At 42.0% G+C, this 22876-nt stretch carries 26 protein-coding genes; 12 read left to right on the top strand and 14 right to left on the bottom strand.

All coding sequences use genetic code 11. The annotated features are described in order from the left end of the window. Nucleotides 1–296: 296 nt before the first annotated feature. The 3 genes from P2W73_RS18085 to P2W73_RS18075 are packed head-to-tail and all read left to right on the top strand — an operon-like array spanning nt 297 to nt 3480. The gene (locus P2W73_RS18085) at nt 297–2273 is read left to right on the top strand and encodes a pyrroloquinoline quinone-dependent dehydrogenase (protein WP_276503496.1); all 1977 of its coding nucleotides are present in this window, start codon (nt 297–299) and stop codon (nt 2271–2273) included. A 49-nt stretch (nt 2274–2322) separates the two neighbouring features. Beyond that, nucleotides 2323–2766, top strand: a complete 444-nt coding sequence (locus P2W73_RS18080; RefSeq protein ID WP_276503495.1) for a nuclear transport factor 2 family protein — start codon at nt 2323–2325, stop codon at nt 2764–2766. A 51-nt stretch (nt 2767–2817) separates the two neighbouring features. Continuing rightward, nucleotides 2818–3480 carry a phosphatase PAP2 family protein gene (locus P2W73_RS18075; protein ID WP_276503494.1) on the top strand — a complete coding sequence of 221 codons (663 nt, stop codon included), beginning with the start codon at nt 2818–2820 and terminating at the stop codon, nt 3478–3480. A gap of 57 nt (nt 3481–3537) precedes the next feature. Here P2W73_RS18075 and P2W73_RS18070 read toward each other — a convergent pair whose 3' ends face one another. Further along, on the bottom strand, nt 3538–4062 hold the full coding sequence (locus tag P2W73_RS18070; protein WP_276503493.1) for a PepSY-like domain-containing protein: 525 nt from the start codon (nt 4060–4062) through the stop codon (nt 3538–3540). 300 nt (nt 4063–4362) lie between these two features. On the opposite strand from P2W73_RS18070, the gene P2W73_RS18065 reads away from it, so the two are divergent. After that, nucleotides 4363–4935, top strand: coding sequence for a M48 family metalloprotease (locus P2W73_RS18065; protein ID WP_276503492.1), 573 nt, complete (start codon nt 4363–4365; stop codon nt 4933–4935). 323 nt (nt 4936–5258) lie between these two features. Here the strand turns inward: P2W73_RS18065 and P2W73_RS18060 are convergent, their stop codons facing one another. Further along, nucleotides 5259–5651, bottom strand: coding sequence for an SWIB/MDM2 domain-containing protein (locus P2W73_RS18060; RefSeq protein WP_276503491.1), 393 nt, complete (start codon nt 5649–5651; stop codon nt 5259–5261). A 144-nt stretch (nt 5652–5795) separates the two neighbouring features. Continuing rightward, nucleotides 5796–6680 (bottom strand): fructosamine kinase family protein, encoded by an 885-nt coding sequence (locus P2W73_RS18055; RefSeq protein ID WP_276503490.1) that lies wholly within the window; start codon nt 6678–6680, stop codon nt 5796–5798. Nucleotides 6681–6768: 88 nt separating this feature from the next. On the opposite strand from P2W73_RS18055, the gene P2W73_RS18050 reads away from it, so the two are divergent. Further along, nucleotides 6769–7362 (top strand): DUF1990 family protein, encoded by a 594-nt coding sequence (locus P2W73_RS18050; RefSeq protein WP_276503489.1) that lies wholly within the window; start codon nt 6769–6771, stop codon nt 7360–7362. 266 nt (nt 7363–7628) lie between these two features. Here the strand turns inward: P2W73_RS18050 and P2W73_RS18045 are convergent, their stop codons facing one another. From P2W73_RS18045 to P2W73_RS18035, 3 genes are all read right to left on the bottom strand, one after another. After that, the gene (locus P2W73_RS18045; protein WP_276503488.1) at nt 7629–7832 is read right to left on the bottom strand and encodes a hypothetical protein; all 204 of its coding nucleotides are present in this window, start codon (nt 7830–7832) and stop codon (nt 7629–7631) included. 271 nt (nt 7833–8103) lie between these two features. Beyond that, nucleotides 8104–8748 carry a class I SAM-dependent methyltransferase gene (locus P2W73_RS18040; protein ID WP_276503487.1) on the bottom strand — a complete coding sequence of 215 codons (645 nt, stop codon included), beginning with the start codon at nt 8746–8748 and terminating at the stop codon, nt 8104–8106. 164 nt (nt 8749–8912) lie between these two features. After that, nucleotides 8913–9671 (bottom strand): hypothetical protein, encoded by a 759-nt coding sequence (locus P2W73_RS18035; RefSeq protein ID WP_276503486.1) that lies wholly within the window; start codon nt 9669–9671, stop codon nt 8913–8915. 293 nt (nt 9672–9964) lie between these two features. Here P2W73_RS18035 and P2W73_RS18030 point away from each other — a divergent pair, with 293 nt between their 5' ends. The 3 genes from P2W73_RS18030 to P2W73_RS18020 all read left to right on the top strand — a co-directional run bounded on the left by P2W73_RS18030 (nt 9965) and on the right by P2W73_RS18020 (nt 12808). Beyond that, on the top strand, nt 9965–10174 hold the full coding sequence (locus P2W73_RS18030; protein WP_276503485.1) for a hypothetical protein: 210 nt from the start codon (nt 9965–9967) through the stop codon (nt 10172–10174). 168 nt (nt 10175–10342) lie between these two features. After that, on the top strand, nt 10343–11224 hold the full coding sequence (locus tag P2W73_RS18025; protein ID WP_276503484.1) for a hypothetical protein: 882 nt from the start codon (nt 10343–10345) through the stop codon (nt 11222–11224). Between the two features lie 138 nt (nt 11225–11362). Then, nucleotides 11363–12808: a tetratricopeptide repeat-containing protein gene (locus P2W73_RS18020; protein ID WP_276503483.1), complete on the top strand. Its 1446-nt coding sequence runs from the start codon at nt 11363–11365 to the stop codon at nt 12806–12808. Here P2W73_RS18020 and P2W73_RS18015 read toward each other — a convergent pair. Further along, the gene (locus P2W73_RS18015) at nt 12801–13310 is read right to left on the bottom strand and encodes a gluconokinase (protein WP_276503482.1); all 510 of its coding nucleotides are present in this window, start codon (nt 13308–13310) and stop codon (nt 12801–12803) included. The two genes, P2W73_RS18020 and P2W73_RS18015, sit on opposite strands and share 8 nt — an antisense overlap. Before the next feature lie 100 nt (nt 13311–13410). Between P2W73_RS18015 and P2W73_RS18010 the strand changes: the two genes are divergently transcribed. Beyond that, entirely contained in the window at nt 13411–15156 is a 1746-nt protein-coding gene (locus tag P2W73_RS18010) for an N-acetylmuramoyl-L-alanine amidase (RefSeq protein WP_276503481.1), read from the top strand. Nucleotides 15157–15240: 84 nt separating this feature from the next. On the opposite strand, the gene P2W73_RS18005 is transcribed toward P2W73_RS18010, so the two are convergent. Both P2W73_RS18005 and P2W73_RS18000 read right to left on the bottom strand, forming a co-directional pair. Then, a complete protein-coding gene (locus tag P2W73_RS18005) occupies nt 15241–15546 on the bottom strand; it encodes an antibiotic biosynthesis monooxygenase family protein (protein ID WP_276503480.1) in 306 nt (101 codons plus the stop codon). Nucleotides 15547–15702: 156 nt separating this feature from the next. Continuing rightward, nucleotides 15703–16371, bottom strand: a complete 669-nt coding sequence (locus P2W73_RS18000; RefSeq protein WP_276503479.1) for a uracil-DNA glycosylase family protein — start codon at nt 16369–16371, stop codon at nt 15703–15705. Nucleotides 16372–16666: 295 nt separating this feature from the next. Between P2W73_RS18000 and P2W73_RS17995 the strand changes: the two genes are divergently transcribed. Next, nucleotides 16667–17143 (top strand): RDD family protein, encoded by a 477-nt coding sequence (locus tag P2W73_RS17995; RefSeq protein WP_276503478.1) that lies wholly within the window; start codon nt 16667–16669, stop codon nt 17141–17143. A gap of 59 nt (nt 17144–17202) precedes the next feature. Here P2W73_RS17995 and P2W73_RS17990 read toward each other — a convergent pair whose 3' ends face one another. Beyond that, the gene (locus tag P2W73_RS17990; protein ID WP_276503477.1) at nt 17203–17694 is read right to left on the bottom strand and encodes a hypothetical protein; all 492 of its coding nucleotides are present in this window, start codon (nt 17692–17694) and stop codon (nt 17203–17205) included. A 308-nt stretch (nt 17695–18002) separates the two neighbouring features. Here P2W73_RS17990 and P2W73_RS17985 point away from each other — a divergent pair, with 308 nt between their 5' ends. Further along, nucleotides 18003–18431 carry a hypothetical protein gene (locus tag P2W73_RS17985; RefSeq protein ID WP_276503476.1) on the top strand — a complete coding sequence of 143 codons (429 nt, stop codon included), beginning with the start codon at nt 18003–18005 and terminating at the stop codon, nt 18429–18431. 5 nt (nt 18432–18436) lie between these two features. Here the strand turns inward: P2W73_RS17985 and P2W73_RS17980 are convergent, their stop codons facing one another. Then, nucleotides 18437–18892, bottom strand: coding sequence for a DUF1801 domain-containing protein (locus tag P2W73_RS17980; protein WP_276503475.1), 456 nt, complete (start codon nt 18890–18892; stop codon nt 18437–18439). A gap of 231 nt (nt 18893–19123) precedes the next feature. Further along, nucleotides 19124–19597, bottom strand: coding sequence for a hypothetical protein (locus tag P2W73_RS17975; RefSeq protein WP_276503474.1), 474 nt, complete (start codon nt 19595–19597; stop codon nt 19124–19126). Between the two features lie 174 nt (nt 19598–19771). Here P2W73_RS17975 and P2W73_RS17970 point away from each other — a divergent pair, with 174 nt between their 5' ends. Then, complete coding sequence (locus P2W73_RS17970) at nt 19772–20530, top strand: NYN domain-containing protein (RefSeq protein ID WP_276503473.1); 759 nt, start codon at nt 19772–19774, stop codon at nt 20528–20530. A gap of 16 nt (nt 20531–20546) precedes the next feature. Here the strand turns inward: P2W73_RS17970 and hemL are convergent, their stop codons facing one another. Both hemL and hemB read right to left on the bottom strand, forming a co-directional pair. Further along, a complete protein-coding gene (gene hemL / locus P2W73_RS17965) occupies nt 20547–21821 on the bottom strand; it encodes a glutamate-1-semialdehyde 2,1-aminomutase (protein ID WP_276503472.1) in 1275 nt (424 codons plus the stop codon). A gap of 55 nt (nt 21822–21876) precedes the next feature. Continuing rightward, the gene (hemB, locus tag P2W73_RS17960; RefSeq protein ID WP_276503471.1) at nt 21877–22851 is read right to left on the bottom strand and encodes a porphobilinogen synthase; all 975 of its coding nucleotides are present in this window, start codon (nt 22849–22851) and stop codon (nt 21877–21879) included. Nucleotides 22852–22876: the final 25 nt, after the last annotated feature.

The raw sequence follows: 22876 nt of genomic DNA, 5'->3' as shown, positions 1-22876 counted from the left end.
TTCATATTTTCAACTCTGTACCGCTTACCTCAAATAGCCCAAAAAACCGTTGAAAAATATAATTCATCAAAATAAGGTAATAAGGTTTGGGGGCAATCAATCTTTTTTTCTACTAAGGTTAAAACATAAGATTCCGGAAACAGCAAGGAGATTAAATAAGATTTGAAGACGATTACAGTTCAAATCATTTGCAGCACAAAATATGAATTGGCCTATGCTGTGAACTACAATAGTCATGAATAAAAACTTCCTACCTTCAATTCTCTTTAATTTTTTTGTTCAATACTGTTTGTTTTATGAAAAAAAATATTATCGCAACAGTTCTTTTTGTTTTTTTCATTGCTGTTGGTCATACACAGTCAGTCAATCAATCACAGTCTGTAAGAGAAGCAAATTTTGTAGCCGGCGGCCAATGGGCCAATTATGCCAACGATCCGGGGGGTATGCGTTATTCGCCTGTTGGACAGATCAACCCAAGCAATGTTAAGACGCTGAAGCCCGCATGGACCTACCAATCCGGAGAGTTGAAAACATATGAAGGAACTAATATCGGCGCTAAAGCCGCTTTTGAAGCAACTCCTTTGATGATTGATGGTGTTCTTTATTTCAGTACACCGAGCAACAGGGTCATTGCGATTGATGGTGCAAGTGGTAAAGAGTTGTGGGTTTATGACCCTAAGGTGAATCTCAAAGGGGATTATTCAGAAATCACATCCAGGGGTGTGTCGAAATGGATAAACAATAAAAGAAAACCGGGCGATAATGATTACATGCGCATTCTTTCTGCAACTATCGATGGCCGCCTGATTGCACTGGATGCTTCGACAGGCAAACCAGTAGTTGAATTTGGAAAGAATGGCATCATTGATCTAAAGAAGGGAGTAGGAGCCATCCAGGTTACTTCGCCGGCAGCTGTGATCAACGATTTGATCGTAATTGGTTCCACAATGGGTGACAATACAAGAATTGATTTCCCTCCCGGTGTTGTTAGAGCTTATGATGCCCGGGATGGAAAACTGGTTTGGTCGTGGGATCCTATCCCGAGGAAGCCAACCGATGCAGGCTACGATACCTGGAAAGCTGATAAAGCGAAAAAGGCAGGAGCCGCTAATGCCTGGGCACCGATTTCAGCTGATCCTTCATTGGATATGGCATATGTTTCTACATCCTGTCCCAGCACGGATTATTATGGCGGTGAAAGAAAGGGTAATAATTTGTATGCGAATTCTATTGTTGCTATCAAAGCTTCCACCGGAAAAGTAGTATGGCATTTCCAAACCGTACATCACGATATCTGGGATTATGATATACCAGCGCAACCTTTATTGATTGAGTTGGAAAGAAACGGAAAGAAAGTACCGGCCGTGGTAGTCGTTACTAAAATGGGACACATATTTGTACTCGATAGAAAAACAGGTGAGCACCTGTTCCCTGTAGAAGAGCGGCCTGTTCCTGCCTCGGATGTTCCGGGTGAAGAAGCCGCTAAAACACAACCCTTCCCAGCGCAATTGCCGGCCTTGGGTTTACAAAAAGTTACAGAAGATGATGCATGGGGACCCACGCCGGAATTGTTGCAGCAGGCAAAGGATCGGATCAACAAACATGTTAATCATGGCATCTTTACTCCGCCCAGTTTAAAGGGAAGCATTATTACACCCAGCAATGTAGGTGGCATGAACTGGAGTGGCGCCAGTTATGATCCGCAGCAAAATCTTTTGATCACCAATGTGAATCACCTGGCTGCCCTGATCACTTTGTTTCCAAAAACAGATAATACTACGAAAGCTGTGAATACAGCTTTACCCAGGGCAGAAGTAGCGCCACAGGAAGGAACCCCTTACATTATGAGTCGTGAATATCTTTTTACTATCGACAATGGCCAGTTCGTGATGCAGACTAAACCGCCGTGGGGAACATTGGCAGCCGTTGACCTCGTTTCGGGAAAATTAAAATGGGAAGTGCCCTTGGGTGTAATGATGGATCCGGCGAAATACCCTGATGCAGTGAAATGGGGTTCGATAAATTTGGGCGGCGCCATCACCACAGCGGGAGGTTTGACATTTATTGCTTCATGCCTAGATGGTCTGTTCAGGGCATTTGATACTGGCACCGGAGAGATGTTGTGGCAGTCAATGCTGCCGGCAGGGGGACAGGCTACGCCGATGACCTATGAATTAAATGGTAAGCAATACGTGGTCATTGCAGCCGGCGGCCATGGTAAGCTTGGAACGAAACTGGGAGACTATGTGGTGGCGTATGCGTTAGAGAAATAATAAGAGTGAAGACAAGTAACAATTATTCAATTTATAAATCCTGGTATATATGATTACAGATGTGATTGCTGATAAAATAGAATTGACAGAACTGGCTAATAAATTATTTATGTATTGTGATGGCCAGCAATGGCAGCAGTTGCTGGATGAAGTATTTATACCGGTTATCTGGTTGGATATGACAAGTGCCGGCGGTGATAATCCAGGCAACATGGAAGCGAAAGCAGTTTGCGGAATGTGGAAGGAAGGCTTTGTTGGTCTTGATGCTGTGCATCACCAGGCGGGACACTATATCATTAAAGTCGATAATGACAAAGCCGATATTTTAGCCTATGCTGTAGCTACCCATTATAAAAAGGCCACGACAAAAGGCAATACCCGTGCTTTTGTCGGTAGCTATGACCTGAAAGCAGAACGAACGCCGGCTGGCTGGCGCTTATCTCAATTCAAATACAACCTGAAGTATATTGACGGTAATGCCAGTCTCGAATAGGTTGTAATCAGTGGGATCTTTCTTTTATTGGATATTTACCTTTGGTAATTCATGAATGTTTGGCAGATAACTGTTTTAATCATTGCTGAGACACTGCTTTCATTAGTATTGTTTGCTGCAGCTATCACCCTGCTGGTTTTCCTGGTGCGAAAGCCAATGCGAAAGCATAAATACATTGATCTGGCCATCTTTGATAAGATCAGGCCTTCGGTTAATAGTTTGAACAATCGTTTTTTTCTTTTCATTACACTTCCCGGTAAGCACCAGTTTTTAATACCAGCCAATCTCCTGCTCATTTTTTATTTTCTGCTGGTAAAAAAACAAAGCTGGTCGTCCATTCGTATTTTGACCATCGCCTTAAGCAGCCTTGTACTAATGTTGTTGCTAAAATCTTTATTTCAACGCAAGCGGCCTTTATCACCACTGCTGGAAGCCGCAAAGGGTCTTAGTTTCCCCAGTGGCCATGCGATCATGGCGGTGACCTTTTATGGATTGGTGATCTATATAATGCGGCATGTCATTACGGAGCCATGGTTGAGTAATTTAGTCAGTTCAGCGCTTATTATTTTAATTGTTTTAATCGGTTATAGCCGTGTCTATCTTCGGGTACATTATGCCAGCGATGTGCTGGCTGGTTTTATCATCGGTTTTTTATGGTTGTCAATTTCGCTGGTAGTACTAAGCCGGCTGGAGGTTTATATTACCGGTTTATAAAAAATAAAAGGCTTCCCGCCAGGGAAACCTCTTACTCAACTAAGGCATGAAGAGATATTATTTTACTTTTTCTTTTAAAATATTACCATCGGCATCCAGCAATAGTTTCACTTTGCTGTCGTCTTTCTTCAATTCCACTTCGTACGCCATTTTATCTTTTTGAAACTCCCGGTTCACGTTGTCGATTGTATACCCTGCATACTTGTTTGTTATTGTAGTACTCACTGGTGCCGGCAGTTTTGAATGATCTTTCAGGACGTATGCGGAACCAACCCAGCTACCATCGCTATCATACCATGCATAATAGTTTTCGCCATCCATATCAAATCTTACGAGGAAGTCGTTAGCATCCATTGTTGTCCATCCTGCCATTTCCCAATCGATAGGAACGACGACAGCAGCATCATAGTTTGTCCATACAACATTAGTGGCCGTTGGATACTGCGTGGTAAAAGCTGTTTTTGCATTAGCCGGCACTACTACACCTGTTGTGCCTGTTGTTGTATCGGTAGCCTTGTAAGGGGAGGAGCAGGATGCGAATGCAGCAATAGCTGCCACTGCAATAAAAGTTTTGAATTTCATAATAGGTCTTTTAAAATTTAAAAAATTAATGGTGACAGCTAATAAATTACAGCTACAACTATGCCAGCTGAAAATCCCTTGTAAAGAGCCGTGGGCGAAGCATTTTTTGGGGAAGCTGTGGGCAGTATGCCACATCATGGCGAGTGTTTTACGCATTACATATAAAATATTATCATTAACTGTTGCACGGAGAAAGGCGTCAAGTAAAAAAAATGTCAATAAATGTTGAGAATAATGGCAGGGCATTGGTCTTTTGAAAAACAAGGACTATTTTTATTTTAAGATCCAATACCAGTGTAAATGAAAAAAATTCCATTACTAATTGCATTTTTTGCTATCGCATTTTCCGGCTTCTGCTATCCCAATTTTTCACCCCGTTTTGACACGCCAACAACCGATGCGCCTGGCGACTATCCCGCAGAAAAAATGCTAACGGAGATCATGAACGTAGTCGGGCTTTCTCCCAATTTTGAATTGAAGGAGGCAAAGGTGGACAACATAGAAGCATCTATTTCCCATCGCAAAAGATATATTTTATATAACCCTTCTTTTATCAACTGGATCAATGAAGTAACCAATGATAAATGGGCGGCCATGGCCCTGCTGGCTCATGAAGTAGGGCATCACCTGAATGGTCACACCATCCGGAAAACGGGCAGTACACCGATACTCGAACTGGAGGCCGATGAATTTGCCGGCTTCGTGTTATACAAATTGGGAGCAACCCTGTCGCAGGCACAGGAAGTGATGAAGTATATTGCAAAGCCAAAAGAATCAGCCACGCATCCCGGCAGAATTTCCAGGATGCAGGCTATTGAAAATGGCTGGAACAAAGCCGCCAATGCAGGTTTGAGCAGCACCCGTCACAAATGATCAAATAGGTTCTTAAATATTTTTGGGAATAGAAACAGTGTCTTCTTCAACATGTACTTTATCGCCCCGACACAGTTTGTTATATTTTCGGCGTCATGCCTGTAGCATCATGATGTACGTGAATTTATTTTTGTCCCGCTTACTCTGCATCCTGGCATACTGCTTTTTATCGATGGTCCAATTTTTCCTAATGCGTAACCTTGCTTTTTTCTAACTGAGAGTAAAATTCAACAATGACTTTAGGTAAAAACAATGCATGGATTAGAGCAAAAAAAAACAGGCCCCATCGCCGGAAGCCTGTCAGTTACTAAATCATCGTGTGACTAGCTCAAATGTTTACCAAGATATTTTGCAAGCTCGAACATGGATGCCTGGCTTTTGCCACCAAAGATTGGTTTCAATTTAGCATCTGCATTGATCATGCGTTTGTTCTTTGAATCCTGGAGCTTGTTAGCTTTGATATAATCCCAGATTTTTTTTACGGCTTCTGTACGAGGCACCCCTTTGCTGCCTATCACTGCTGCAAGGTCAGCACTTGGAGTGAGGGCTTTCATAAAGGCTGCATTCGGTTTACGGGCTGATTTCTTTTTAGGAGCCGCTTTCTTTTTAGGAGCTGCTTTCTTCGCTGCTTTTTTTGGAGCCGCTTTTTTAGCTGCTTTTTTTGGAGCTGCTTTCTTGGCTGCTTTTTTTGGGGCTGCTTTCTTTTTTGTTGCCATTTTGTTTTTGTTTTTGAATTATAATGGGTTCTTGGTTAGTGTTAACGTTGATAAATATAGATGATTTACCCAATGAGTTATTCATAAAATTTCCACATTTTCCTAGGGAAACTCAATTTTTTCATTGGTGTTTTTATTCCGGCGTTAAGAAAAGCGCCGGATGATTTCCCTGCAGCTCCCAATATAGTGACCACCGAATAAGATAGAGTGCACCAATAACGGATAAAGCTGTGTAAGCTGTAATCGTTGCTGCCAGCCGGTTTTAAGCGAATACACTTCGTTGTATCCCTCGTAAAACAGTTCGCTAAATCCACCGAATAACAGGGTCATTCCAATGTCCATCTCCCTATGACCATAGTACACCGCCGGGTCAAATAAGGAAGCTTTACCGTTCTTTGCCGCCATATAATTTCCACTCCAAAGGTCCCCATGCAGCAGGGAAGGAGGTTCATCCGGGAATAAATCGTGCAGTTTTTTGCAAAGCGTAATAGCTGAACTGACATCATTTTTGGTGAAAGCATGAGTATCGGCTAACGTTTTTACCAATGGCATAATGCGACATTCAGCATAGAAGGAAGACCAACGGGTATGGGGTGTATTTACCTGCTGAAGGCTACCTATGTAGTTATCTTCCTTCCAGCCAAAATAAGATTGTTGTTGAAGGTGGATAGCGGCCAGTGCGGCGCCAAATCTTTTCCAGAAATCCGGTGAGATACTTCCTGGTTCTATCCATTCAAGCAAAAGATATTGGCAGGAATTAACAACGCCGTATTTAATAACCATCGGTATCATAAGCGAACTATTACTTCGCAAAGCATCCAGGCCACGGGCCTCCTTTTCAAACATGGCCGGGTAAAGGTTGCTATCATTTACTTTCAGGAAATATTTCTCATGATTTGTATGCAGGCAATAACATTCATTGATATCGCCACCATGCACGGGCCGGTGATGCATTATTGAAAGGCCACAGTCCCGGAAAACAGGTTGCAGGTCTATCATCATTTTTTGAAGAGGTTCTATGTGATTCAATTTACAATAACAATTTGTAAAGCCCTTTCCTTTGTCATTATTGCGAACTATCAGCTTTCTTTGCTATTGCAAATGACGAAATCTTTGAATGAAAGTTTATCTCAATAACCAGGAGTCCAATTTTCCTGCACATCTTAATTTGCTGAAAGCGCAGCCAGTTAGTGATTATGACATTACCAGGCTAACTGAGAAAACATCTTCTATTATTATTAACACAGACAAAGATTTAGCGGAGTTAGATACAGGTTTCTTTTTTGAGTATAAAATTTTTCCTCCCCACATCATGTTGTTTTTGACACAATGGTCACATGAGCAAAGACAAATGAATATTGGAGATACCATCATTCAGCAGGCTTTTATTCCGCCGGCTGGTTTTTTATCGCAAAAGATAATCGTTGGAGTCCGGATAAAGGAAATCATTCATGAACCCAACAAGATGGGATTTAGCTATGAAACTATCCGGGGTCATGTGGAGAAGGGCATCTCAACATTTACCATAGAGAAATTAGCTGGCAAAACTGTTTTTCGAATTCATACTTTTTCAAAGCCGGGAACATTATTGTCAAAACTAGCCGCCCCATTTTTTTCAATACCCTATCAATCCTATTGTACAAGGCAAGCCCTTAAATACGTCAGACAGCAATTGGAAAATCATTCATTAGCCGGAAAAGCCAATCAATGATCAACGAAAAAAAGAGTTAAAACGCTTTCATCAATTTCTGATCACCACCAACTCCGATCACCGGCGAGGCATATTTTACATAAAGCGAGTCATTATTGGCACTTACAAGAGAAGTAAAATCGAAAGGAAGGACACAAGAATAAAAGATCGCATTGCAACAGAATTATAGGCTTAAAAAAACTAAGCTAAGAATTTATTTCAAGCGATCATCAAGGCGCCAGCTAAAATTGACAGGCGGCGAAAACGAAAAAAATTGCAGATACCTTTTATAGGTTTTTTTGTTGTATTGTGGGTTTAATGGGATCGATTACCAAAAATTCCGGTGGCTCTGGATTTTGTTGTATCAACTCACTGTATTTAAGCTTCAGCGTACGTTTGATACTTCCAACATAGCCTGGTTTAGGAATATTTTCAAGATTTAATTGGATAGACTCAATGAGGTCATTTCCGATAAACATCATTAGTTGCATAACCGTTAAATATGATACAAAGCACGTTTTTTTTTATAGCCCGGCCAATCTCAGAAGTACTCTTTTTTGCGAGTAAGTTTACTCTTTTGAAATTACCCCTATTTTCGATTGGCATTGGTAGTATTTCGAATGCCGGAATAGCAAAATTATTAGTTGCCAACTGGCGAGGAATGGGGTTTGGCACGTTGGTTCAAACGAGCAGCACAGGTGTAATTTCCTGAAAGATTGCCCGCTTGTTTGTACCAGTATTAGTTGTGTTGAAAAGTCCTGATCAAGTTTGTTGCAATACCTGGATGGTGATTGCAACAGGTCCGTTCGCGGTAGCAATCATTTTAGTCTCCCTTATGATACAATGAGGTAATAAGCGTTCAATAAAAGGTTTGGCCATCAGTCGCTGCGGTGTGCTTAAAATAATTACGGCTTTGGTTGCCAAAAATTGTTTAAGAACAGCATAAAGCGTTTCAAAGGCAACGGGGTCATAATTCACATCGCTCATCAGCAAAGTATCCGCGGCGAGAGATGGGGGCAAATGGTTCCAGTCAAGCAGCCGGCAATGGATGTTTTTTATTCCATTCCGGATTGCTGAACGTTGCATCAAGGTTACGGCGTCAGGATTAAAATCGCTGGCAACTACTTCCTTTGCGTAGCGGCTGGCAAACAGTGAGGGCAGGGCAAGACCGGCACCTAATTCTACTATTTTTTTATCCTGGATATATGGAAGATGATCGGCTAAAAACTCACACAGGCCAAGTGCAGCCGGCCAAATTTGTGCCCAATAGGGAAATGCTGCGGGTGGAGCACTTTGCTTCTGTTTCCCGTATACATCTTTTACATGGTCTATATCCGGAACATAAACTTTTACCCAATGCGAACGAATAGAAAAGGTTTGCAGGGATGCATTTGTCAGCATATTCATTGAAAAACAAAGATCCATCATTAAACCCGATAGAAATCAATGCAACTGGAAATTACCAGAACGATTCATTCCCGGGAAATGACATTGCTGTGAAATAGAAATGATAAAGGGCCGCCCCGATGCTGTCGGGGCAGCCCTTTTTATCTTGTCCGTCCCTGATGAATTTATTGATAGATATAATCCAGGTTGGAGGTTACCGTAGGCTGACCCGGCAATCCTTGTTTTACAACTGCGCTTTTAGGCAGGCCATTTGAATTATACAAATAGTCGTAAGTGAATTTATCTTCTGGTTGCAAATTTTCGTCGAAGTGATTTTCAACGGTGATGTTGTTTTTTGATGGCGATTGCCAGAACAATGCCATTAACTCACGCTGTGCATACAATGGGTTTGACTTTTGATCATACTGGTAGGCAACATGGCCTGAGCGTTCCATTTGGCCGGGTTCGCCGGTTGCTACGAATGTTTCTGTTTTTTCAATATTTCCTGTCGCTGTATAGGTGAAAATAAATTCTAATGCAGGAATATAGTCATTGTTTTCTCCAAAATAGATGGTAGCTTTTTTAATAAGTCCACCTTCGTATTGGTAAGCCGTGTAACCAACACGTTCATTTTCCGTGAAAATATCTGCTCTTGTTAAAATATTGTTTTCATAAACGGGAACAATCTTCTCATCCGTAGTTTCTAACGAAGTGATTTTTTTAGCGGCGTTATAATTGACTGTATAGGTCAACGTTGAACCATCGGTAATATCGCTGTTCAGTGTGACTTTGTTTACATCGCCATTTGCATTGTACTCAAAACGGATAAATTCTTCTCCATTTTTAAATTCCTTAATCCGCTGCGAAGCAGGAGGAGGTGCCGGATCGTTATTGTCTTTTTCTTTTTTACAGGAAACGACGCTGGTAGTTAAAGCAGTGAACAAAAAAGGCTGGAAAATAATTGCCTGGTGGCTTTGCTGAATTGCATGATTTTCTTTTTTATTAGGATTAAAGTTTACCAGACAAAGAAACCTGAAAACAGGTAGTCGTTTCTGTAAAGATTGAATGAATTGAAGTTTCCGTGGTTCAATTGTAAAAACCGGATCATAAAATGAATTGGGTTGTCGGTCAACAAAACACGAGGCCAGCTGTTTTAAAAAAATGTGACGTAGTGGAATGAATAAACGGGTGGTACGCTTTTTGTCATTTGAGTTAATACACAAACCAAAATAAACACATGAAAAAATCGAATATATTGCTGGTTGGTTTAGGGACAACAATTGCAATAGGAATGGTCGTGTACCTGGCCCGCCGTAATAAATCCAACCGACGGCATGCAAGAGTGGCCGAGGAGGGATACGAAACTGCTGATGATATTCTTTTCCCGGGCAAGAGACCGAGGAGCAGAAGACTTCACTATGGCCCGGTATTTCCCAGGATCAAATAAGCCTTTGATAAAATGTCAGTGAGCCATCTCCCTTGAGAAGGCTTTTGGGCATATTGGTAGTACCGCACAAAAGCAATACCGCGTAAAGCTTGCATTTTTATAAATGTCATTGTACCTTTGGCAGCTACAAAATCAAGTACCTGATGAATTCCCGCCAAAACAGGTACTATGCTTTTTCTAAGATTATTTTTTCTTTTTGCCCTGGCATTGTGTTGCTCCTGCCAAAAGGAAACAGCTCGTGACACAACCGTGGTAACAGGATTTGAAGACAGCCCCAGCATCCAGGCGCTGACACCAGGTATGGTCGATGAAGCTTCCGGCATTGCCGACAGCAAACTCAATTCCGGCTATATCTGGGTAGAACAGGATAGTGGTAACCCCAATGACCTTGCGCTGCTATCCTTTACCGGTTTATTACATAAAAAGATTAATGTTAAGCCTGCCATCAACAGGGACTGGGAAGATATCGTGCTGGCACCCGGCCCCCTCACGGGCAAAGAATACATTTATATTGCTGACATTGGCGACAACAGCCTGGCTGCTTCCGCTTATTCTATTTATCGTTTTCCTGAACCTTCTGCTTCCGTTGACACCGTTTACGAAGTTGATAAGATCAGTTTTAACTATCCCGACGGCCCTCACGATGCCGAAGCTATGTTAGTCGATCATACAACGAAGGATATCTATATTATTACCAAGCAGGATGCTTCATCCCGCATTTATAAGTTAGCCTATCCACAAAATATCGCTGGCAACAATACAGCTGTTTTAGCAGGAACATTGCCATTTAATGGTGTGACCAGTGCCGCCATTTCTCCTGATGAGCAGGAACTGCTGGTAAAAACTTATTCCAAACTCTACCATTGGCACAAAACAAAAACGCAAACTATTGAACAGGCACTATCCACTTCCCCTTCTACAATAGGCTATCAGTTCGAGCCACAGGGCGAAGCCATCTGTTTTAAAAATGATAACAAAGGATTTTTTACGTTAAGCGAAAGGCCATCCATCATCCAGGCAGTAAGTCTCAATTACTATAAAAGAAAATAGATTGAATTAGCGGAATGGGTTTGAGTTGCCGGTTTATCCTTTAGGCTCAGGGTTTAATACACAATTTTGCTTCCCGAATTTGAAAGATAACGACTAACTTTATAAACAGCAAGCTATCATAGGTTTAAAAAATTACTTATGAGAGACAACCAAACCTTATCTGGAAAGCGGGGTCAGTGCTTTGTGGTAATGGGCTTTGGCATAAAGACCGATTATGCTACCGGCCGCAAACTCGACCTAAACAAATCTTACCGCCTATTGATTAAGCCTGTTGTTGAAGAAAAAGGGCTTGTCTGCACAAGAGCCGATGAAATTATCCATGCAGGTTCTATCGATGTCCATATGTACCGGGAGCTTTTAAAGGCTGATGTTGTCATCGCCGATCTGTCTACGGCTAATGTCAATGCGTTTTACGAGTTAGGTATCCGGCATGCGCTCCGTGCACAAACAACTATCGTCATCTCGGAAGACAAGCTGGCTTATCCCTTTGATCTCAACCATATCAAAATCACCAGCTATACACACCTGGGTGAAGGAATAGAATATGAGGAAGTAGAGCGATTCAGAAAAGTGCTTGGGGAAACACTTCAGTCAGTGCTGGATAAACGGGAGCCGGATAGCCCGGTTTATACCTATCTCGATGGATTGATCCCACCTTTGCTGGAAGAGCAGATCGAAGAAAAAGTACGCCAGCACAACCACCACGAAGAAGGCGAGGGGGACGACGGTGATGTAAAAGTGTTAAGCAGAAAACCAAAAGTTAAGCAAAATAAAACACTGGCTTTATTGATAGAACAGGGAGAAGATGCTATCGACCGGAAAGAATATGTAAAAGCCAGGAAATTGTTTGACTCTGCGCTTTTATTAGGTATGGATGGGGCAGAGTCGCACTCCCTGAGCAATGACCCTTACCTGATCCAACGGCTAACACTGGCTACTTATAAATCTCAGAAGCCCGATGCCATCACGGCATTATCAGATGCCCTGAAGATATTAGGCCAACTTGACCTTGAGCATACCAATGATCCCGAAACAGTAACCCTGGCAGGCGCCATTGAGAAAAACTTTTATGAGTTGGGACAGGGGGATGAGCATTTGAATAATGCTATCCTGTTTTTCCAACGCGGTTATTATTTATTGAACAACCGTTACAACTGCGTCAACCTGGCTTATATGCAAAACTGCCGGGCCAATTCTTCGTTATGCAGCACGAAGGAAGAGCAAATCGCAGATATGGTATATGCCAATCATACGCGGCGCAGGGTTTTGCAGGTATGTGAAAATGACTGGAACGATATTATCCGGCGGGAAGAGCGACTGACAAAGACGATGGCGGATAACGACGTATTACAAAAACAGAAAGATTATATCACCGGGCAAAAATTTTGGATTCATGTCAACAAAGCGGAGGCCTTTTTTGCTCTCGGGGAATTTGACAACTACAAGAAATCAGTTGAAGCGGCAAAGCAAATAGAACATAAGCCGTGGATGATGGAAAGTTTCGAATTTCAATTGGCTAAACTCCGCGTGTTGTTGCAACGAAACGGTCACCTGTTAAACCCTCCCTGGAAGGAAATCAACTGACTTTATTGGTAGGTAAATTCAACTGGCGTAAAATTATTTTTACGATCTCATCCGGCTTCTTGCTGATGTCAATAACCAGTCCGTTCGCAGGAGCTTCGAGTATTTCAAATTGTGATCGTAAGAGTTCTGCAGGCATAAAATGACCCTTCCTGTCGTTAATTCTTTCATGGATCAACTGGTAATCACCTTGTAAAAAGACCCAGTAAACGGGACAGGCTATTTTGCCGGCCAATACGTTTCTATAATTTTCTTTCAACGCAGAACAGGCGATGATTGCTCCTTTCTTTCCCGCTTCTTCCCTTGCTTTTTCATTGATGTTCTGCAGCCACTCCTTTCGGTCATCATCATTCAGCGGATGGCCCGCATTCATTTTATTTTTATTGGCAACAGAGTGAAAATCGTCTGCATCAAAAAAAGGAATGCCGGTTGCCCCGGATAGTTTTTCCCCCACTGTTGTCTTGCCGGAACCGGAAACTCCCATGATATAAATAATAGCAATCATATAGCTGTTACAAAAAGCAATATAAAGATAGATAAGATGTTACAAGAAGTTCAAACAATATAAATGTGGTATTTTTAGCGTTGAATAATCAATAACCGTGATGAAGAAATGGCTCGTATCCCTATTGTGTTTAATGAGTGTTGTTTTACATGCGCAAAATCCAAACAAAGCTTTTATAAAGCTACTGGATCCGGCACGTGAAAATAACGCGGTAAGATCCCCGAAACATTTTGTGTCGGGCGCTACCTGTAAAAATTGCACACTTACGATCAATAAGGAACCTGTTTATGTTTATCCAACAGGCGCCTTTGCATACGAGTTGAATATGAAACCGGGTGTCAACACATTTACGCTATCGGCTTCCGGAACTGACAGATCCACTGCTAATAAAAAACTCACTTATACCTACACTGTTCCCATTCCCGATACGGTAAAGGAATTGGCTATTGCGGATATTAAAATATTTCCTGAAGGAAACCTGGTGTTAAGACCAGGAGATCAACTACAGTTTCGGGTGAAGGGATTGACGAAATGCTCGGTTGTAGCAAATGGCAATATTCCACTCTATGAAATGCCGGTTAACTCATCGAATACGATGCCCGGTATTTACCAGGGTGAGTATACGATACAACCTGCAGACAGTTTTTTGATGACCAGGATGCCTTTTACCATCACCGACGAAAACGGTAATAGTATAACCCGGAGAGCAGACAGTAAGCTATCTGTTGTGAATGCCGCGGATCCTGATATGCTCATCACCAAGGGGCGCCTTGCTCACCTGCTGTTTGGTTTAGGCGACGACAGGCTGGGTGGTGCAAAGATCGGATATATCGATTCGCTGATACCACTCAGGATGACGGGTAAAGTCGGCTCGCTGTACCGGGTGCAGCTATCAAAGTACCGCAGCGCCTATATTCCCGACGATGTGGTGGACAGGTTGCCGAAGGGTGCATTTACGCCATCTTCATTAACTACAAACTTCCAGGTATTCGGTGATTCCGCATTTGATTATGTACAGGTAGGCATGTTTGCCCGGCTGCCTTATCAGTCTGCACAACATATCGACCCTTCAAAAATCGTGGTGGATATTTTTGGCGCCACCAATAATACGAACTGGATCACCCAGTTGGAAAATACCAGAGAAATAAAAAATGTGTACTATGAGCAATTGGAGGATGAAGTACTGCGTGTGACAATTGAGCTAAAACATAAACAGCATTGGGGCTACCAGGTGTATTATAGTGGCACCCGCTTGATGATCAAAATACGGCGGCAACCGGAAAGTCTCGAATTGAGACACCTGAGAATAGCGATTGATGCCGGACATGGAGGCAGCAATACAGGCGCCAGCGGCCCGACCGGTTCTATTGAAAAAGAGTTGACGTTGGCAGTAGCTTTAAAACTAAGACAGGCATTGCGGCTACAAGGTGCAAAGGTGATCATGACAAGAACGATGGAAACTTTTGTCGATAATAAGGACAGGATTTTGATGTACCGCGATAGCATGCCAGACCTCCTGGTAAGTATTCATCTCAATTCCTCCGGCGATCCCATCAATGTGGGCGGCACCAGCACATACTACCGTCATATTGGTTTCAGGGATCTGAGCCGCGACATTTACAAAAGAATGCTGGAACTTGGATTGCAGGAGTGGGGTAATACCGGCAGTTTTAACTTTATGCTCAACAGCCCCATCGAATATCCCAATGCTTTAGTTGAAATACTTTTCTTAAGTAACCCTGCGGAGGAAATGAAAATATTGGATGAAGGGTTTCAACAGCAGGTGGCCGATAAGATCGTATTGGGGATCAAAGATTTCCTGGAAGGGTGTAAGGCTGATAAATAAAAAAATGTAAAGCTTTAAAAACAACCGGGACTCTCAAAAGCCCCGGTTTGAAATGTAAAATCGCTTCGTTGCAAATTAAATTTTCTAGGCGTGCTCCATGACTGGTTCTGAAGAATAGACCTTTAATACAGGGGCTTTAGAAAAAGTATCTCTTACCCGGTCCACTAATTGCTTGTAAACACCACTTGAATGGTAAGCATCTGCATCTTCTTTGCTGTCCCAGACTGTCATGGAAATATAATCGTCCGTTTTGTCCAGGGGTTCAAGCATCCTGCAATCGAGATTTCCTTTTTGTTTTTTTACAATAGGAACAAGTTCACTGTTGTAAATACTTTTTGCCTCTTCCATTTTTCCGGGCAAAAAGTTTAGATAGGTTAGACGTACAAACATAATTGCCTCCTTTTTTAAATGATGAAGAAAAGAACATTTCGTAATGGTAATAACGCTGGATTACCGGGAATGTAAAAGGTACGAATAAAAGCTATGCAGCGGGATAGAAAAACTTTGCTCTGAGGCTCACCTGTTTAAACTCTGCGGGATGCGCCTTCAATTATTAAGGAGATCGAGGTAAAGCTTAATGTATTCCTGCTTCTTTTTGCGGCGGTATTGCATAATGAATCTTGGATGGGGCAACGGAATAATTTTCTCAAAAAACTGGTGCTTGTGATTTAACGCCGATAAGAAAGTAAAATTCTTTTCGCCACCGATACAATAGACAGTGTCACTTTTAAATCCCATTAGCAACTGCTGCTGAATGGTGGCAGTAATGAAAGGAGTAAGGACCGTTTGCAATTTTTTATCGTCGTAATAATTGATATTCTTTCCATTACTGACAAAACCAAGTGGAGACATGGCGCCTATAAAATAATCGCCATAAAACTTTTTTGCGCCACCATATTCTTCGATCACTTCATAAATGAACTCGGCGGATAATTCAGAACTATTGCCGAAAGGATGGTCGATATGGCAATTCTCTTTCAATTGACGGGGCGCCGTGAAATTGATGCCGGTAATACCGGCACCAAACCTGCCCGGATTGATTCCCAGCATTAATTTTCTTGATTTATTATCACCATAGTATGTTTTGAAAAACTTCTTTACAATCGTCATTATTTTTTTATCCGTCTGCGGACGAAGCATCCCTATACGTTTAGGTAACGCCGGTGGATCTAATGTTTCGTAGAAATGGATAAGCTGGTTTGCCAATGATTGCATAAAAAATATTCAGTTCTCAAAAATAACGAAGGCCAACATTATCAGTTCATTTTACAATCAAGCCGGCTTGTGATGGTTATTGGCCGGCAGGTGGACACTGCGCATATTGTCTCCCAGACCTTTACCGGCAACATTAGCCATTTTAATTATCTGTATTTTCTGAATTCTTTTCTGTCAAAACTAAAAATGAGGCAAGTCTCAAACATTCAAATAAAGTCCGCCTATTCCACCATTGCTATGTTTGTTATATCTTGTCCGCAAAAAAATAAACCACCACAATTTAAAATCTACAATCATGGAAACCACAGAACAACATCTCTTTGCTGAACCGGAATATCATTTAGTGCAGGCCAGCATGGGCAAACGATTTGCCAATTACCTGATAGATCTCCTCGTGTTCTATGCTTTAGTCTTTGCTGGCGGAATTGTTTGGGCAATTGTCAGCCCACAAACAATTGAGTCGATTAACGAAGATGATCTTGGTTTTAATTTGCTGGATCGCCTGTTCACCTTACTGTTGTATGGCTTGTATATGTTTGTAATAGAAGCTGTGTTTAAAGGCAAGTCACTGGGCAAATTAATAACAGGTACCCGTGCCGTGAATGAAGATGGAACTGATGTTACAGCTAAGGCCGCATTTTTCCGCGGACTCAGCCGGGCCGTACCATTTAATGCCTTTAGTGCTTTAGGCAATCCTACTTATCCCTGGCATGACAGGTGGACAAAGACTTATGTAATTGATGAAAGAGAATCGAACCGCCCGATGGATTGACAGGACATAAACGATTAATAAAAAACTCCCTCTTTGTAAGGGAGTTTTTTTGTGGTTCTCTATTCGCAAAGTTGTATCGTTTCTGTTGACTGTGTACTGAATTGAATTTTATTGACCCTTTTGGCGCTGTTATAGTAGAGTATCAGAATGCCATACGCCGTTGTAAAAGCATCCCATTTCACATCTTTTATTTTAGGGTTCCCCAACCATTTAAAAAGGCTGCCCCGGCTTGCCCCCATTAAAGGAACAGACAATTTGCCTTTAAACTTAGGGCCTATCTCAACATAATCCCTCGCCGTATAGAAATAAATATCCCGGTCTTTATAAAAAACACCGCCGCCGCATTTAGCAGTCGCACTTTCATTTTCGGCACTTGTAAAACAAGGAAGTTTTGATTTGATCTGGGCCACATTGTCGGTGATTCGCAGACCATTGACCCGGCCGTCCAATACATCCACAGTGACAGCGGGACAAACCGGTGTCGTTTTTAACTGAGCCTGCAGGGAAACAGCAACGAAACAAATAAGGAGTAAGAAAATTATTCTTTTCATGTCATAGAGTTTTTGGAAGATGTGATTACTTCGGTACCAGGGATCATTATTGGTATGCAAATTCCTTGCTAAAAAAATGCGGGGAAGGCGATAGCCGATGATATTGCGTTTTTTTTTACCTGCATCCCGGTCGCCTTTCGTTTTTTCCCGCAGGATTAACCCGTTTGTCTTTTAAAGTTTCTTACTTTCATGTGTTAATTTTTATTGTTTTTTTGCCACATGGTCCCGACAAGTCGGGATTCATCGGTGGCTGGTATAATTTTACCTCGAAAATTTTATGGCTTATTTCATCACTTTTAGATCACAGTATGTTTAGAAAGAAACCGGAAGTAGATATTGTAAAAGATTTGCTCGAACTGACGGCGACAGCCTTCCCAGCGTCCAATTTTATTAAAAGCCTGGCTTATCAATATGAAGAGCGGGGTGGGCTCAGTAAAAAGCAATTGGAAGGGCTGTATCAAAAAGCGGAAAAGGTAGCAGCCATTCCTGCCAATAAACTGGCCACACTGGAAGCAATGATCCTAAAACGGCCGACAAGATTCAAATCTGACTTACCCGAAAACAAGCCGCTCTACACAAAGGACGAACGAACGGGACAGCTAATCAACGAAATCCTGGACAAATATCCGCAGCATAAAAGAGTATTGTTTTTTAAAAGCAAATACGAAAACAACGAAGTGTTTTCTGCCGCTGAAACAACTGAACTGGAAAAATTTTATAAAGTGCTGATCAGGTGAACTTCTTATCTCTTCAGATTTTCTTCATAGGTTTTGATCCAATCTTTGACAGATATTTTTTTTACCAATTCCCCAATTAGCTTGTAAGGAATATGCTCCGGTTTTTTGAACCGGATACAACTTTTACCCATATCTAATTTAGCAGGTGAATGTTTAGGATATTCAGTCGTAAACCATTTTAGTAAGGCAGGATCAGAGTAAACACCCATGTGATAAAAGGCGATAAAGTTTTTTTGCGAAGCAATATTGGCAAAGGGGAGTGGAAGTTTGGGATCGCAATGGTAACCTGCAGGATAAATTTCATGGGGGACAACATAGCCCAGCATGCCATACGACATGGTTTCTTTGAAACCTTTCGGCAAATTCTTCAGCACTGTTTCCCGCAGTTTGATGATGGCTTCTCTACGGTCTTCGGGTAATTCTTTAATGTATTGCTCAGGAGTGGTAGCCTTGGATTGCATAAATAATTTTGACTAAAAGTACTTTTTTGGTCAATTGCGCCAAAAATTTATGGCAGTCAAAGTTTGACAAATTTCGCCTTAAAAAGCAGGGACAACTATTTTGCAACACAGAGACACAAAGACACCATGACACGAAGTTGATAGAAATAACCTGGTGTCGCCGTGCCGCTGTGTCTCCGTGGTTCAATTCTGTCACGACCTTCATTAAGCTCATTTGCTTTACAACTATAGCTATAGTTTGGCCACTGCTTTTGTTCCGGCGACAATGGATGCCAACTGCCGTCCTTGTGGCAATTCAGTGGAGGCATAATAAAGCTTTATGGTTTTATCTTTTCCTTTCTGTAAAGCAAGAATGTCTTTTACTTTACAGGTCATGCTGGCGGCAGCGCTGGAAGCATCAGTAAATTTCCATTGCTTCAGCACATTATCATTGCCGTCTTTAATAGTGATTACCCTGTTTTTACCGACTTTGCCGCAATGATGATAGCGTACTGATAACTCATCGTTTTCGTTGGATTGATCCAGTCGCAATGTTTTCACCACTTTCATCTCGTTGCCAAATTGTTGTAAGACCACCTTGTTGTTCAGGTAAATTTCAAACCCTTCTCCGCCGGCGCCGGAAGAAAACGAAAAGATGGTAGCCGAAATAGCCAAAATGCCTGCTGCCTGTAGTAGCTTTTTTGTTTTGCTGATAAGTGTTGACATACAATAATTTTTTAGTTAGTGAATTGTAGAAAGATGTTTGATTTGATTTCTCATACACAAAGCAAAAGCATCCTATGGTTGAGTTAAAATTCGTTTGACGAAGGGTGCAAACTGCTTGATGAGAGAAGCTTTGTCTTCTTATGACTAACTTTAGAAGAAATACTTTTCAATTACATGGAAACGACAAAAGACCTCCGGCTGGCCGTCCTGATCGATGCGGATAATATTCCCTATACCAACGTGAAAGAAATGATGGAAGAAATAGCTAAATACGGCACGCCAACTTTTAAGCGGATCTATGCGGATTGGACCAAGCCACATGTGAGTGGATGGAAAAACGTTTTGCTGGAAAATGCCATCACACCTGTTCAGCAGTATAGTTACACTTCCGGTAAAAATGCCACCGATTCGGCCATGATTATTGATGCCATGGATATTTTATACACCGGTAGAGTGGATGGATTCTGTATTGTGTCGAGTGATAGTGATTTTACAAGAATCGCAACAAGACTCAGGGAGGCGGGAATGAAAGTATTTGGTATCGGCGAAAAGAAAACTCCTTTGCCATTTATTTCAGCATGCGATAAGTTTATCTACCTGGAAATATTGAAAACACAGCAAGACGCATCCGTTAACCCGGAGCCCTCCAAAGGTGCTAAGGCGAATGCTCCCGCCAATGATATCATTCGACCTGTAGATAAGGGTTTGATTCGATTGATCGCTGATAGCATTAATGACATAGCTGACGAAGATGGTTGGGCTTTTTTGGGTAACCTCGGTACATTGCTTTTAAAGAAAAAACCGGATTTTGATTCGCGGAATTACGGCTTCGTAAAATTGCTTCCCTTAATTAAAAGCATGAACAAATTTGAAATTGATGAACGTAAATCAGGAAAGACCAATATCAAGCATGTGTATGTGAGAACGAAATGATTTTAGGTTTTACACTCTATTTAAAATATGCTATTGCCGAAATAGTCTTATCAATGTCGTCAGCCGACAATGCATTATTCAAAAACCAACTTTCAAAAGCGGAAGGGGGCAGGTAAACACCGGATTGCAGCATATGATGAAAGAAAGACCGAAACTTGTCCTGGCTCGCCCTTGCAGAACTGGCAAAATCTACAACCGGTTCTTCCGTGAAATGAACACTGATCATGCTGCCCAGTTGATTGATCTGCACGGGAATCTTTTTACCGGCAAAAATTGCTGTCATCCGGTTTTTCAGCTCAATTGTTTTTTCCTCCAATTCTGTATAAATAGAAGGGTTATTCTTTAGTTCCTGCAAAAGCGTATAACCTGCAATCATCGCAACCGGGTTACCGCTGAGCGTTCCAGCCTGGTATACATTTCCGAGCGGAGCAATGCACTCCATGATCTCTTTTTTGCCACCAAAAGCACCAACGGGCAAACCGGCGCCAATGACTTTTCCATAGGTGACAAGATCGGCGTCAATCTTCAACGTTTGTTGTGCGCCACCGGTTGATAATCTGAACCCGGTCATCACTTCGTCAAAGATCAACACGATATTTTCACGGGTACAAAGGTTGCGAAGTCCTTCTAAAAATCCGGGTTTTGGTAAAATACAACCCATATTGCCCGCCACCGGCTCAATGATAATAGCGGCGACCTGGTTTTTATTTTGTTCAATTAATTTTTCAACGGCACTCAAATCATTATAAGGCGCAGTCAATGTATCATCCGCTACCGCTGCAGGTATCCCCGGCACATGTTGAATACCCAGGGTAGCCGCACCGCTTCCGGCTTTTATCAAAAACGCATCAGCATGTCCATGATAGCAACCTTCAAATTTGATAAATTTATTTCTGCCAGTATATCCTCGTGCAAGCCTGATAGCACTCATACAGGCTTCAGTACCGCTGCTCACCATTCTTACCAGGTCAATATTTGGCGCCATCATCTTTATAAGTTCCGCCATTTCTATTTCCAGTTCTGTAGGCGCACCAAATGATGTTCCATCCAATACTTTTTCCTGTATAGCTTTCACCACTGGTTCGTAGGCATGACCCAGGATCAGCGGGCCCCAGCTGGCAATATAATCGATGTATTGATTGCCATCTGCATCATACAGGTAACTGCCTTTTGCTTTTGCTATAAAAAGCGGAGTACCGCCTACACCTTTGAATGCTCTTACCGGTGAATTGACGCCACCGGGAATAGATTGCTGTGCACGGGAGAAAAGAGACTGGCTGTTGTTGTACATGATAGTAAAAAATGAAAAGTGAGAAGTGAAAAGTGAAAGGATCTTTGATCCTTAATTATGAAATCAGTTTTACTGCCTGTTTGGCAAAATAAGTAGCAATGAGATCGGCACCGGCACGTTTGATAGAGGTCAGGCTCTCGATGATAGCTTTCTCTTCATTGATCCAACCTTTCTCTGCGGCTGCTTTGATCATCGCATATTCACCGCTGACATGATAAGCACTCACAGGAACAGTGACGGCATTTTTTACTTCACGAATAATGTCGAGATAAGCCATGGCAGGTTTTACCATTACAATATCTGCACCTTCCTCCACATCCATTAATGTTTCTTTGATGGCTTCACGGCGGTTGGCATAATCCATCTGGTAGGTTTTTTTATCACCAAAGCCCGGCGCACTATCCAGTGCATCCCTGAACGGACCATAAAAGCAGGAAGCATATTTAGCGCTGTAGCTCATGATACCTGTTTTGGTAAAACCGTTATCTTCCAAAAATTTTCTTATGGCGCCGATGCGGCCATCCATCATATCACTGGGTGCTACGAAATCGGCGCCGGCCCGGGCATGGCTCACACTCATTTTGCAAAGCGCTTCTACCGTTTCGTCATTAATGATCTCACCATCTTTTACAATCCCGTCGTGGCCATAGGTAGAGTAGGGGTCAAGTGCTACATCTGTCATCACCAGTATATCCGGCACAGCCTCTTTGATTGCTTTGATGCTTCGTTGCATCAGCCCATCGGGATTCCACGCTTCTTTGCCCGTATTATCTTTTTCTTCATCCCTGCATTTGATAAAAAGTAAAACAGATTTGATCCCCAGGTTCCATAGTTCTTTTACTTCTTTTACGGTAAAATCTATACTGTTCCGATAATAACCCGGCATGGAAGCTATTTCTGTCTTCATGTTTTCCCCTTCATCAATAAAAAGCGGGGCGATAAAATCGGCCGGGGTCAGCATAGTTTCAGCAACAAGGGATCTGATGGAAGGATTTGTTCTGAGGATTCTGTTTCGTCGTTGTAAATACATAAAATGTCTGATGTATGATTTGGTA

The sequence above is a fragment of the Terrimonas pollutisoli genome, assembly GCF_029360765.1.
Lineage (GTDB): Bacteria > Bacteroidota > Bacteroidia > Chitinophagales > Chitinophagaceae > Terrimonas_B > Terrimonas_B pollutisoli.
The sequence above is the reverse complement of the archived record's forward strand: the minus strand, read 5'-3'. Positions and strand labels throughout refer to the sequence as shown.